Source organism: Pseudoalteromonas sp. AOP31-A2-14, from assembly GCF_052378035.1.
Lineage (GTDB): Bacteria > Pseudomonadota > Gammaproteobacteria > Enterobacterales > Alteromonadaceae > Pseudoalteromonas.
Genome location: NZ_JBQSXI010000001.1, coordinates 2,161,499 through 2,175,806, shown reverse-complemented (window position 1 = coordinate 2,175,806; position 14,308 = coordinate 2,161,499). Strand labels below are relative to the sequence as shown.

Annotated in this window: 9 protein-coding genes; all 9 read right to left on the bottom strand. The window is 44.9% G+C overall.

The window, feature by feature from the left end; genetic code table 11:
• Positions 1 to 238: 238 nt before the first annotated feature.
• Complete coding sequence (locus ACT3S9_RS09935) at positions 239 to 2,116, bottom strand: hypothetical protein (RefSeq protein ID WP_441993067.1); 1,878 nt, start codon at positions 2,114 to 2,116, stop codon at positions 239 to 241.
• Positions 2,113 to 3,249, bottom strand: coding sequence for a saccharopine dehydrogenase NADP-binding domain-containing protein (locus ACT3S9_RS09930; RefSeq protein ID WP_192542152.1), 1,137 nt, complete (start codon positions 3,247 to 3,249; stop codon positions 2,113 to 2,115). Before ACT3S9_RS09930 ends, ACT3S9_RS09935 begins: the two co-directional genes overlap by 4 nt.
• Positions 3,250 to 3,348: 99 nt before the next feature.
• Positions 3,349 to 5,499 (bottom strand): TonB-dependent receptor, encoded by a 2,151-nt coding sequence (locus ACT3S9_RS09925; protein WP_301562546.1) that lies wholly within the window; start codon positions 5,497 to 5,499, stop codon positions 3,349 to 3,351.
• Positions 5,500 to 5,762: 263 nt separating this feature from the next.
• Complete coding sequence (locus tag ACT3S9_RS09920) at positions 5,763 to 9,371, bottom strand: ABC transporter permease/M1 family aminopeptidase (RefSeq protein ID WP_301562545.1); 3,609 nt, start codon at positions 9,369 to 9,371, stop codon at positions 5,763 to 5,765.
• A gap of 9 nt (positions 9,372 to 9,380) precedes the next feature.
• Positions 9,381 to 10,253, bottom strand: a complete 873-nt coding sequence (locus ACT3S9_RS09915) for an ABC transporter ATP-binding protein (RefSeq protein ID WP_192542155.1) — start codon at positions 10,251 to 10,253, stop codon at positions 9,381 to 9,383.
• A gap of 23 nt (positions 10,254 to 10,276) precedes the next feature.
• Positions 10,277 to 11,107, bottom strand: a complete 831-nt coding sequence (locus ACT3S9_RS09910; RefSeq protein ID WP_192542156.1) for an ABC transporter ATP-binding protein — start codon at positions 11,105 to 11,107, stop codon at positions 10,277 to 10,279.
• Positions 11,108 to 11,115: 8 nt separating this feature from the next.
• Positions 11,116 to 12,189, bottom strand: a complete 1,074-nt coding sequence (locus ACT3S9_RS09905) for a FecCD family ABC transporter permease (protein ID WP_192542157.1) — start codon at positions 12,187 to 12,189, stop codon at positions 11,116 to 11,118.
• Complete coding sequence (locus tag ACT3S9_RS09900) at positions 12,186 to 13,199, bottom strand: FecCD family ABC transporter permease (protein WP_301562544.1); 1,014 nt, start codon at positions 13,197 to 13,199, stop codon at positions 12,186 to 12,188. Before ACT3S9_RS09900 ends, ACT3S9_RS09905 begins: the two co-directional genes overlap by 4 nt.
• 19 nt (positions 13,200 to 13,218) lie before the next feature.
• Positions 13,219 to 14,175 carry an ABC transporter substrate-binding protein gene (locus ACT3S9_RS09895; RefSeq protein ID WP_192542159.1) on the bottom strand — a complete coding sequence of 319 codons (957 nt, stop codon included), beginning with the start codon at positions 14,173 to 14,175 and terminating at the stop codon, positions 13,219 to 13,221.
• Positions 14,176 to 14,308 lie beyond the last annotated feature (133 nt).

Genomic DNA, 14,308 nt, shown 5'->3' with positions numbered 1-14,308 from the left:
ACTAGCACAAACATCGCGCTCCTGAGATCGTGAAGTTACACATTTGGGAGCCTGAACTTGGTTCAGGAGCCCATGCACATTAAATCTCAACGCCTTGTTTTGGGTTGATCGCGAACCAAGCCGCAATGGCGTGTCGTTATCGTCAGAGTAAGCATACTAAATAACCTGAACTCTGGATAAATAGCTAAAACTACTCGCTTCACCGTGAATAAAAGTCATACCCTTATTGAGTAGGAACTTAGCTCACGGCTTGGAGCTTTTTAGCTTTGTTCAAGGTTATGTCTGCTGCGCCATCACTTTTGATGTTCCAAGTAATATCTAAATTACTCTGGCTTGCTAAAAAGGTTAGTGCTTCTTGCTCCATTTCTCTCACCATGTTTACAAGCTCAGGGCAGCCCAGCTCTTTAAACATTGCAGCATATGCACAATCTGTGATTGAAATGGTAATCGCTTGCGAACCATTTATTGACTCTTTAAGCGTAAATAGGCCAAGTTTAGCGTAATTTCGTAGCCAAGTTAGCCAGTATTCTAAAATAGCATCTTCTTTTTGAGCGAACATATTAAAGGACTCAGGATTTGGCCATAGCCAGCGCATTTCCATTTTGCCTGTTGCTAAAAACATCTCGCGGTACAACCGATAGGCTTGCTCTTTGCCTAATACTTTTCTGGCATTGGCGTAACCGGAGGTAAACATGCTCATATCGCGTGTGATGGATTGCCATATCTCACTGTATTCACCCGGATGTTTATCTCGCCAATGCTGTAGGCGCTTTCCATCACGTTGCCAGGCAAGCAAAGTTGAGATCACAAACCGAGTAAAACTGAATGTATTTGTGGCTGCTTTGAGTGCATGCCAAATCTGTGATTTATAAAGATACTCTTGTTGTCGCTTGGCCATTTTTGGGTGTTGTTTGGTCACGGTATACCAGTTTAAACCTAAGTTTCTTAGACTATTTATGTCTGACGAAACACTGTCTACCCAACCAAACTGCTGATCCGCTTGATGGATGTTCTGTTCGTTTGCTGGTTTGGCTGTTACACCATAAAGCGCAAGCGTTTGTAACAATACTTGACGCGTATCATAAGTTAGGTGCTCTACTGCTGTTACACCATAGCTTGTAGAAAATGCGTTATTTAGCCAGCACTCGACGGCCACACATGCCATTTTGGCTGTAAGCTCGTAAGAAGAAACGACGCCATGTAATATCAATCCTGATTGTGGAGCATTGTCTGGGTATACCCACAAGCAAGTGTCTGGGTCGGAGTCTTTTTTCGTTTTAAGCTTTTGACCGTTATTAAAGAACATATTCGAGAAAAACGCATTCTTGCGCTCTCCAAGACGATATTTACTCATGAATTTCGCAAATCCAAGCGTTAAGTGCTGGATATGATAACGGCTATCAAGGTGCTTAATATCTAAGTCTTCGGCAACATCTTCACAGCTAAGCCCAGCCACTTCTGGTGTTGCAAATGGAATAAGGTCCGCAGGCTTTTTCAGGGCAGGGAAGGCAAACTGATGTTGTTCGTCTTGCCAAGGTGTATTAACTTGCTGACGAGCGCCGCCTCGCCAGCAAGTTAGCTGATTGGTAAAACTTGCTAAAATTGCCTGAGGGCTGGTTTCACCGCCACCATACGCGGCGCCCATATATAAACGACACTGGTAGTGTCCTTTAGCTGACGCTTTTTTGTGAGCAAGCTCAGTCAATAATAATGTAGAAATCCCTGGAGAGAAGCCCATGCCAGTAAGCAGCAGGCGCTGCTTTGACTTGGCCTCAGTGTTTAGTGTAAGCACTTGCTCCGCTGCATGCAGACTGTCGTTGATATCGACAGCATCAATATTCGCGCTTAGGCACAATTGATGTGCTTGCATGGCAAATTTATCCATAGGGCCTAATGCAATGACTGCTAAGTTAAATTGTTGCAAAGTTTCAATACTTTTGGCTTGGTCGTTAATATCAAAAGCGACATATTCTATGTGATCTGGTATTACTCCTGCCTTTGGTGTTCGCCTTGCTGCACAGCTCAGTTTTAGATCAGGATGACGCGCACTGAGTAAATGAATGATGCGCCTGCCTGACTCACCAGTGCCCCCTAAGACGATGATTTTTTTGCTCATGCGGCCTCCTGTTTAGCAGTTTTGTCTGATCCAGAGAGGGTGAGGCTTGCAACAACTCCTGCTTGTTCTAAATCGCTAATAAAGTCACTGGCATCAACGGCTTCATGCAGCATCATAGGACCAACTTTGGTAATTTGATTGTTAAGTAATTGCTTGGCTGTAATGCCTATAATAAAGCCCGTCGCCTGATAGGTGTCTTCAAGAATGATCTGGCCGCGCTGTATGCTGCCATCAGCACACTCGATTTCGGCATCAATACCATAAACGGGTGGGAGCTTACGCATATCTTTAGCCGAAGCCTTACATAACCAGCGAGCAGCACGAGCGATATTTTTATGATTTTTATACATCTTAAATATCTTTGCGATCATGCAAACAAACATAGCGCGAGGGCCCAAGTTGGCACCATAAACCTTAGCTGTTTTTATGCCTTGCTTGTTGGCAAGCTGTACAATTTCTTCTGCATAAATCAGCATGGTTGATGTCGTACCAATGGGAGCTGGAAAATGTGCCTTTGTGCCTGCTTTGGAGAACTTTTCTGACTTAATTTGTTTGTTTTCTAAATAGCAAAACCCACGCTCGTGCCCAAAATCACCGAGTCCATGAATAATGTCCCACGCCGAGTTATAGCTCCAAGCGTCTCGGCCAACATATTGCACTTTTATGGACTTTACAGTTTTGCCATTGCTGCGTTGTTGCATAAGATAGTTAGGGAACACACCTGAGAGGCCGGGTAACAAACCTACGTTAATGATAAGTGGCACTTTGCTCTTGTTGTGCTTTTCATGCTCATGGAGTGATGCGTAAACGGGGTCGTAACCACCGGCATCTATAATGGGCACGTTTAATTTTTTACATGCTAAGACTATTTGGTCACCGATAATGCCTGAAGGACCAACACATGCGACGACTAGCTCGATCTCCTTTAAATGAGCTTGCAAGTCGTCAGGATTTTGGGCATCCAGTTGAACCGTGCTTATACGGTCTTGGAATTGCAATATTGCACTGGGCAATGAGGCTGTTCTGCGCGAGGCAAATGTGAGCGTTGCGTCGGTATGTTGGAGCAAGTACTGCGCTACTTTTAAGCCTACTTGACCTGTGCTACCGAGCAATAATACGGATTGAGCTTGCATGATAACTCCCTTATTAAGCGTTTCAACGCATTGATATTGTGTTGTATAAAGTAAAAGTGGCGCAAAGTAAGTTAGTGCCACCTTTCCCTATTTATCGGTTTAGAAATTGGTGCCGACCGTGAGGCCAATAGTCCTTGGGTTACCTGCTTCTGCTGTTACACCAAAACCAAAGTTAAATGCAACTTTTGAATAATATTCATCGAGCGTATTTTTCACCCATAAGTGCGCATACCAGTTTTCGGTTTCAAGGCCCACTTTGGCATTCAAGAGATGATATGCTGACTGTCTCATTTTGTTACCCGCATCAAAGTAATGTTCACCCGTGTAAATGTTTTCTAGCTGTGTGAATAATATGTAGTCGCTGTTTAACTCAGTGCGATTGCTAATGGATAAGTTTGCGCTGAGCTTTGGCGTATTCGGCAGGCGATTATCTGAGTAATCCTCTACTACGCCAGTTGCTAAATTTACACTCTCGTACTCGCTATAGGTCGCATCCACATAGCTACTAGAGAATCCAACAGTCCAGTCTGGGTGGGGGTGATAACGCGATTCAAATTCGATACCTCTGCTGGTACTGTTACCAGCATTGTCAGTAATAATGGTGGTATTTTCTAACATTTGCTGAACTTGTTGGTCGTCTAAAGATACATAAAAAGCAGTGATTGAGAAGCTCAGCTGGTTATCTAAAGCTAATGCCTTATATGCTATTTCATAGTTATTACTGTACTCTGGCTCAAAGCTGGGCTTGCTTAAGTTAGGATACACAGTATCAAATCCACCAGCTCGATAGCCCTTACTCCAAGAAGCATAAATTAGGTCGTCATTACTTGTTTGATACGAGAGGGCCAATTTGGGCAGCACTTCGCTGAATTTTTTCTCTCCATCATATTGCGAAGTAACGGCGGTAGACTGGGAGTTAATATTGATGTCAGCTGCTCGTTGCTCTTGGTGATAACGTAGCCCAGCAATCACAGTAATGTTTTCGTTGATTGCATAGTCAATTTGTCCAAATGCAGCCCAAGCTTGGTCGTCTTTGCTGATGACAGAGCGATCAACCATAGGCCCGCTACCTGGATACAGCGCAGAAAAATTTAAGTCATGTCTTGCCGTGTAATGAGCATTGGCTTTATAGGCATAGACGCCAGCTAGCCAGTGGTAATTATCGGTATTTTTTGAGCTCCAACGCATTTCATGAGAAAGCTGGTCAAATTTTTCAGTCGAGTGACTGTGGTATTGGTAACTCGGATCATGGCCGGTGTCTTGATCGGCGGTGTTAAAGTTGTCCCAATCACGCCAGCTTGTGATTGAGATAAAATCTACATTGTCACCGGTATAATCGAGTGTTATCGAGGCACCGAGCGCATCACGATCATCGACCCCTTCAAAGTCATGCTCTACTTGATCTGGGTTTGCTTTGATGTTCTCAAGTGGACCTATTGCATATGAATCGCCACGAAAATGTTCATAATCGACAATGAAATTGGCTTCGAGATTGTCCGAGGCAACCCATCTTAGTTTTGTTCTCGCACTGATATCATCCCGTGCGCCAAAGTCTTTATTGAGGTAAGTGTTTTCAAGATAGCCATCGGAATTGTGTACTGATACAGACAAGCCAAGGAACAGGTCATCGTTATTAATAGGCGTATTGACGCCTAATCGAGCTCTTTTTGAGCCAAAGTTGTCAGCCGAAAACGTTCCCTTAAACTCTTGTACTTCATCTGGTTGCTTGGTGGTGATATTGATAACACCCGCAAGAGAGTTACCACCGTACAGCGTACCTTGAGGGCCACGAAGTACTTCAACACGTTCGATATCGACAAGGTCCAAATCGAAAATACTATTATTGCTGTAATTAACGCCATCGACGTAAAAACCAATGGTTGGCTCGGTAAATAAACCAGGACCTATACCACGAATAAAGACGTTGCTGTCTCTTCGACCGCCCCAGCTATAAACGTGTAAACTCGGGATTGCGTGCCCAAGTTCGGTGATGGAATAGGTTTCTGAGTCGATCAGTTCTTGTCCAAAAATTGCGGTTACGCTGGACGCCACTTCCATGATATTGGCGGCCCGTTTTTCGGAGGTGACCTCAATACGCTCTAAATCTATTTTTTTAGCTTGTTCGTCAGCATAAACAGCTGAAGAAACAGCGCCTAAGCTAAGGGCAAATAATGCGCGCGTAACGTGACGGCTAAGTTTTGAAAGCGAGTGACTAGAATTGGCTGCAGGTGTCAGCTTGTAACGATACATATTAAGTAAGCTCCTAATAACAACGAGTAGAGTAGTTGGGTACTAAAGTATTGCTGTGTAAGAAACTCGCTTTTAGGCTGATTTCTGTTCAGCAGCGGCCATGTGGTCGGCCCTATTTTTTATTGTTCGTTATTGTGTGAGTAGGGGGATTTAGGTACTACCCGAAAACGGTAATTACCCCTCTCTGCGGGTTTTTTTAAAGCGGGATATAGCGAAGGATTAAAATGATTAAGGCGCGTGCATATCGCGCCTTAATTAGATGTTTATAACTGTCGGACATTGTCACTGTATGCGATATCAATAAAAGCGCCATTTTCATTAATGAAGAGCTTACTGGGAGGTTGAGGTAAGTACATTCTTAACTCCGCTTTGCCTTCGTTAAAATATACTTCTTGGTCGTGGCTTTTGGAGATCCCAGCTTGTTCAAAGTAAATAGTAACAGAGGATGTGCCTGAATAGGGCGCTCGCAAGGCGTTGTCGTTTTGTTGTTCAATACTAACGGCTTTTAAGTTCGCAACAAGGCTGTAGTGATTGTTATTGAGTTTTTCCAGCTGTAGGTTTTGTACTGTAAAGTCATGTAACACTACCTGTTGAAATAAAGTGTGTAGCTGCTTTTTGTACTGAGCGTGTACGATCTGCGTAAGCTGTTGATATAAATGTTGTGCAGACACAAAATGTCGCCCTTGTTGTGCACGGTAGTTAACTACCGTGTCCTTAACCACGCTGCTAAATTGTTTATCGCCAATAAGTTGCGATGCAGCATAGACTGCAAGTTGTGACTTGTTATTGGCATAAGGTTGCAGTGTCAATGCTAGCGCATTTTTCTCCACACCTGACTCTTTGGTCCGTGTTAGTAGATATTCATCGGTGAGGGTTGTCAGTAATTGTTGTCTTGCTTCGCTGCTAAGCCCTGACTTGGTCAGCGCAAACCAGGTAGGGATCCCCTCAGACAGCAAGGGATAACCCGCGGTGTTAGCGACTGCAATGTTCTGCCACCACACTTGTGCTATAGCGCGATGCAATGTATATCCTAGCCAATCAATACTGGGCGGCTGTTGGTAATTATGCTGCCAAGCCGACATTTCAGGGATCAGCACTAGATTTGCACTCACCGTTTGTTCCCCCATCCCCTGTGGCAGTGCGGCAATTTTTAAGCTGTTATAAGGGTAGGCGACGAACACCGCTTCACCTTGTTCAAGGGCATGCATTGCGCGCTGCAACATCGTATTAATGATGATTTCATCAGCATTGACATAAAACAGATCGATAGATACTTCTTGCGCCGTCTTAGGGCTTATCCACTTCGCTTGGCGTGTCTGATACTTTGCGCTCACAATGGCTGGCTTCCAGTGACTGGGCGTGGTTGTGCTATATTCATAGCTATGGCGATGGCCAAGAACTTGGTGATTAATCAGTTCTCCTGGTGCGACAACAACTTGGTTGCTGGGCACGTCTATTTTCAACTTATAGGTTATTAAGTCTGCATCATTGTGTTGATAAACATCGGATGTGGTAGATTGACTAAAAAAGTCTGACGCTAACGGGTCGAGTTTATGTTGCTCTCGCAGAGCATTGTCTTTGATTATCTTGTCTCTTTCAAACCCGATTGTGGGCCAAAAATCCGCATTGATATAGCTCGCACTTTTTGTCACATTGCCGAGGTAGTCGGTTGCACGATTGCTATAGCCTTGGTATTGCACTGAGGCAGTCATACTAAGCTGACTTTGTTGTTGAAAAGACAGTGGAGTATTAAAAGCCCATCCCGAGACTTGATGCGTATCGTCGCTAATAACAGGCGAAAGTGCTTGTCCCTTCATACTGACTTCATCGATAGAAGTAAAATCGTCAGTGTTAATTAGCAGTTGTTCTATGCTCGTGTGATGTGGGTTAAGAAGTGTAAAATTGGCCGTATAACCAAGCGAACGCTTATTTGGGTGAAGCGATATGGCAATTTCAGCATGGTTAATTTTAGGATGCGGCTGGGTATCAAATTGACGATATTGCTGTTCATAATCAACTTGCTTTGCATAGCCATCAGCTTGAGTTTGAAACTGACCATTGATAATCATATCTTGATGGATTGAATGCGCTTGATAGACAAAAATCGTAACCGCTAACAGCATAAAGGCAAGTGAACGTGGTGCGACTTTGCGTGGCAATACCATTAACCTTTCTTTAAATGGTGCAATTATGCCCCTTGGCCAGAACCAGCTGACCAGCATCAGCAATACGCAATAAAAGCTGAGCCAGTAGAGCATAATATTGATATCTCTGACGATAAACTGCTCCATAGATGCAAGCTCAGACAGCTGCGCGATGGATGGCCATGCCCACAAAAACATAAAATTTTCTACAGCGTTTGTTTCATTGAATATCGCTGGGGAAATACACAGCATCACAGCGAGCACTTGCGCTGCAATTTTGGACTGTAAAAGTCCATAACTGATGATTGCAATGAACACATAAGCCAGCATTAATGGCAGTAATACGATAAAACTTAAATGCAACAAACTCTGCCAATCAGGGTCGATGTAGCCTTGTACTAATTGAGTGGCCAATAAACCTGTAACCGGAACCAGCATCAAAACAACTGCAACAATGACCGCACCGATGATGTGGCTAAGCGGCGCTTGCCAGTCGGGTGCAGGGCACACAGCAACAAGCTGCGCAGTATTGAGTTGGTGGTCTTTGTGGCATTGATCAACGACGAAGAATGCGGCAGCGAGCATAGTGAAAATTAAGCTTGGGTAAATTAAAACGGGCAGGAGCGTGTGGGTTTTTGGCAAGATGGCTGCACTGCCCTCAATTCCCGGTAAGCGGTAACTCAATCCGGCGATAAGTAACATTAACGCCAAGGTCAACATTGAAAGGTAAAATGCTCGATTAGTAATGATTTGCCGTGCTTGTAAATACCCAGCATGGGCGCTGAATTTGAGCCAATAGGCTATCGCATCATTGGTTACGAGTGCCAATGGAGCCATGTTTAACTTACCTGAGCGGTGTTGTTGTTGGCCTTTAGTTACCTGCTTGGCGGCCGACTTTTGACTGTTGCTGGTTCTGAATGTTGTTAAATCAAAGCGCCACCAAGCAAATGCGAGCAGAGTAAGTGCCGAGCTCAAATAGAGGAGGCGGTTATACAGTAAGGTGCTGTCTAAGCTTAAAAACTGGCTCATTCTTTGTTCTGCCGTCCAGTAAAAAATTTGCCCTTCAACCGTGACTTTGCCCAGTGGATCGACAATTCGCAACCAAGGCGCTTGTGGTGCTCCATCACCAAATAAGGCGGTGATCAAGACAAACGATCCTACTGCTATCATCATGGCGGCATAAGCTGGTGTAGCGCGGCCCGTGAGTGCGGTGAGCGCAAAAGGAATGGCAGTATAAACAATACAAGCAGGCAGCACCCAAATTAGCATCGCATGTAAAATATGTGGCCATGAGGTGGCCATAAAATCACTGGCAGGGTAGAGCCCAAACAGATTTGATACCATAGGCAGAGTAACCATGGCGATGATAACCGAGCTCATCACCAACATTACAATAACTAAACAAGCTAAGTATTTACCTATAAAATAGTGTTTACTATTAATATCAAAACTATACAAATAATCTGCCGTTTTCGAATTAAGATCCCTAAGTAATGTGGGGATCACTAGTGCGCTGCCTACGGTGGCCGCCCAAAACGTGTAGTACATAAACAGGTAATAAATAGCGTATGGAGAATTGCGAGCGACCCTGCCACTTTGCATCAGCATATCCCATTCACCGCCTAGCATTTCTCGATAGCCCATAATGATCATGGCAATCAAGCAACCCCAAGTGGCTGTGGAGCGCAATCGATATTTAAGCTCAAATAAAAAACTGGTTACAAACATGCGAGCTCCTTAAACTGCAAGTTCTGGGACGTAGCTGAAGTAGAAGTCTTCAAGGTCCGCAGCGCTTTGCGTAAAGTGAGCAGGTGCAGTGTCGCTTTGAATTGTGGCTTGTATCTCGCCTTTAACAATGCGTGTTGAAATCACTTTGTGGTTGCTTCGCAGTTGCTTTAATTCTTCTCGAGATACCGACTTATGCCAAATCTGCTGAGCAATGGATGCGACGAGTTCATCTGGCTTGCCACGCGCAAGTATTGTGCCCCGGTTGAGGATACCCATATCGCCACATAGGTTTGTCACATCTCCCACAATATGTGTGGAAAGGATCACAATGGCGCTGTCAGTAAGCTGATGCAAAATACTGTAAAAGCGGTTACGCTCGGCAGGATCTAGCCCCGCTGTTGGTTCATCGACAATGATGACTTTTGGGTTGTTCAATAAAACTTGGGCGATACCAAAGCGCTGACGCATGCCTCCTGAGTAAGTATCTACCGCTTTGTGACAATGCTCAGTGAGATTAACGAGCTGCAATAATTGGTCAATTTTGCTTTTCCGCTGCTTGGCGTTTTGAATGCCTTTTAAACGGGCGAAATAATCTAACATATCAGTGGCGGATGCATTGGCGTAGACACCAAAGTCCTGTGGCAAGTAGCCTAACTGACGACGAAACTCAGTGGGGTTTGCAAAGATGCTTTGTCCATCAAAGTGTATTTCGCCGCTATCGGGCGTTTGCAGTGTGGCAATGGTGCGCATAATACTGCTTTTTCCAGCACCATTGGGACCAAGTAGGCCAAACATGCCTTTTCCTATGGTTAAGTTGATAGCTTTAAGTGCATGTACACCATTTGCATATGTTTTTGATACATCGCGAATTTCTAATTCCATCTCATTAGCTTCTATTGTTGATTTTAGGTTGCCGCGCTGCGCAATGGCACCGCTGAGTTTGAGGTCAACTGGTTTTGAGTTTCAAGTGGTAAGCACAGCGGTTTTATGACTTTGCCATAGCGCTGAGGCACGACTGAAACATCAATATTGAACAGTTGGTTAATGATTTGCTTGGTGACTACTTGTTGCGGTGTACCATCTGCCACTATTGCGCCTTTTTTAAGGGCGATAATTCGGTCACTGAATTGACTAGCTTGATTGATATCGTGCAGTACCATCACAATGGTTTTGCGCTCATGAATTTGCAACTGCTTGAGCAGGTCTAAAAGCTGAAACTGGTGACCTAAGTCGAGATAAGTGGTGGGTTCGTCTAAGAGTAAAATCTCAGACTGTTGGGCTAAAGCCATGGCCAGCCACGCTCTCTGGCGTTCTCCACCCGATAAATGTTCCAGTGGTTTATGTTGTAATTCTTCTAATTGGGTCTTTTTCAATGCCCACGTGATTGCATGCTGATCGTGTTGCGATAATGTGTTAAACAATCCTAAGTAGGGAAACCGGCCATGTCCTACGAGTTGCTTTACGAGCATTCCACCCGGTGCTTGCGGGTTTTGCCCGAGTAATGCTAGCTTTTTTGCTAACGCTTTAGGGCGCCATTTATGCAGTGGCTTTTGCTCCAAAGAGATAGTGCCCTCACTAGGTTTGGTAAGTCCTCCAAGCAATTTAAGTAGGGTGGATTTACCACAGCCATTTGGACCGACAATCGCGGTGATCTGATGGCGTGCAATTGAGACTGATAAGTTTTGTATCACGGGCTTATGTTGATAATGTAAGGCGATTTGGTTTGCGTTTAACATGACATATCCTAACTTTGACGGCGGATCAACAGGAGCAAGATGGGAATACCCAGCAAAGTAGTTAGCGTGCCTGTTGGGATCTCTAAAGGCGAGATAAGTGTGCGACTAGCAATATCTGCTGCCAGTGTTAACGTGGCTCCAGATAAAATACAGACAACCATGAGATGTAACAGGCTAGCCCCTAAACCAAAACGGTTTAGTAGCACTTTTGCAAAATGAGGCACGATCAAACCAACAAATCCCAGTGGACCTGTGACTGCAGTTGCGCTGGCCGCAAGAGCCACTGCAATAAACAAACTGATTAAGCGCCAGCGTTTTACATTGAGTCCCAACGTTTGGGCAACTTCGCTGTCTAGTTGCAGTATAGAGAGGTGCTTTAAGAGTAAAAAGCAACCAACTACACCGACAAATGTCCAAGGGAGAAGTAAATACAATTGACTAAAGTCCCTGCCATACAGGCTGCCAGCTAACCATATCAAACTGGTCTCAGTACGGTTTCCACCCCATGCCAAAATAGCCCACATCACCAACGCATTCAGTACCGCACCTATCGCCACGCCATTGAGTGCTAGTTGATTGGGTTGTAGTTGCTGTCGCCAGCTCAGTTTCAAAACCAACCCAGTGGCCAAAACTCCGCCAAGTAACGCCACCGCCGGCAACCAGACAAAGTCAAAGGTTGCGTCACTTAAATTGAGCACTTGCAGTTGAATGTAATCAACCACAAGTAAACAAAGTACGATGGCTAAGCTTGCGCCACCGTTTACCCCTAAAATACTTGGATCTGCCAGCGGGTTGCGGATCACAGCCTGCAAAATCAGCCCCGCCAAAGCAAAGTGGATGCCAACCAGCATAGCCAACAGTGAGCGTGGTAAACGCAGCTGCCAGAGTATATTCGACTCGCTCTCTAGCGGTGTCGAGGCAATAAGTGCATGCCAAACAGATTGCAAAGAAAGCGGTACTGACCCCATACACAGCGCGGCAAAAAATAAACCAACAAGCAGTGCAATGAGCGAGATTAACAGCCCATAAAAAGGCCAAGTTGGCGTGGCGATGGCAGAATGTGTCGCAATAGTTGGGTTCATATGGAGGCCTGCTTATATCGGGTATGTATTAACCAAACTAGACTTGGCCCGCCAAACAGCACACATAAAATGCCCACAGGGATCTCCTGATAATTTGCCAGTAAGTCGGAAACACTGACTAACACAGCACCACTTAGTGCGCTACCAAATAAAACATAGCGATACTCATATGCTAAGTGCTTGGGTAGCAAAGTTCGGCAAAGGTGCGGGGCAACCAAGCCCACAAAAGCGATTGGGCCTGTGACAGACACCGTGGCAGAGGTGAGTACAACGGCAAGTGCTAGCGCTTGAATACGCCATCGCTTTACCTGTCCGCCGATACTTTTTGCTATTTCGCTATCAAGCTGTAACACAGTGAGGGGACGGGCTAAAAACACGCATACAACTAGGCCAAGCAATGTGATGGGAGCTAATAATGATACATGTTGCCAAGTACGGTTTGCCACACTGCCTAGCAGCCAATAAAACAAGCCCCGTGTGTCTGTGCTTACTGAGATCAATAACAAAGTCGTTGCGGCTGCACAAAATAAAGAGATACACAAACCAGACAAAATGAGATTCACAGGCTCTAGCTTTTGTTGCCAAGATAGCCATAGCGTGACAGACATCGCTATAGTGCCTCCAAAAATACCAGCAATGAAGTGATAGTGAGTAGTCAAACTGGTGAATACGAGGAGCAAGACAATAGCCAATGCGGCTCCCGCTGATACACCGACTAGACTCGGAGATGCGAGTTCATTTTGCGTGACCGCTTGGGTAATCGCACCTGCCATCCCAAGCGCAGCGCCGGCAATCATAGCTAAAACGAGGCGGGGCATTCTCAGCTCCCAAACGACGAAGCTAGCCAGTGATTCTGACGGTGAGACAAGCACCGAGCAAAGCTCTTTTAGCGAGATTTGATAGTCGCCGATAGATATAGACAGCAGTAGGCTGAGTATTAACATGCACAAGCCTACTAGACATAAGCCAACCGGTGATACAGTAAAGCGAAGTACAACTGAATTCATCATAGTGTGTCTAAATTAAGGGTTATAAATTAACAAACTGCATCTGGGTGGCCTGTGCTTCTTTGGCTAAGCTGCTCGGCGGAGAAAACTTATCTGGATGAAGTAAATATGCCAATTCCTGCAAAATTAAACTTCTTGCTATGGGCCCATGCGGCATGACGTAATGATCTGCAACGCGATAGGCACGGCCATTTTTAACCGCTTTGAGTTGTTTCCAAACTGGATGATAGTTAAAAGGCCCAGGTTCACCCTTAAAGGAGATGATCACATCAGGGTTGAGCTGTAATAAAGACTCCATCGAAATTGGTGCTGAATCAAACTTCTTTAAGTTTGGCTGTGGCGAGGTGCCCACACTATTTTTCGCTTTTAGGGCCGTCATCATTGCAACGGTAAAATGATGATCAAAAAATGCATAAGGTACATCCGACCAATGCCACAAAAACACCACTGATTGCGGTTTGAGTGGTTGCGATGCAAAGCGTTCTAGTTGGGTGTTAAATACGCGGTTTAGTTCAACGCCTTGCGTTGATTTACCCAGCGCTTTAGCGGCGGATGTGATCGCCCGATCTGAGTCGGCTTTGGTGACTAAATCGTAGGCCAAAAAGTGGCCTATCTCTTCAAATTTGGTCGCAAAAGGCTCGGTATAGGTACGCAACCCGATGGTGAGATCAGGTTTTAAAGCTGTTAATTCCTCTAAATTAGTTTCGTGAATTTCTCCAAGGTCCACCATCTGTTTGGTTTGCTCACCAAGATAAGGTGACAACTGGTGGTTTAATGTTGAGATCCCCGCAGCCTGCATGCCAAGAGCATAGAGTAAGTCTGCCCCAAATACAGAGACCGCAGCGACCTTATTTGGCGCTGAATTAATGGTGACCAGCTTATTACGGTCATCTTTCACCGTAACGGGGAACTGGGCGTAAGCGTTGTGAGACAGTAATGCGGATAGAAATACACAAAACAACAAGTTATAGCGGCGCATTAGCGTTTCCTTGCGAAAAATTGACTTAATTAAATTGCTTCATTTTGCAGAGGTTAATAATTGAGTACTACCCATATCGGGTTGCTTATCCCCAAAAGCGATAATTTTATGGGCGTTTGCTAAAGCAGGAGCT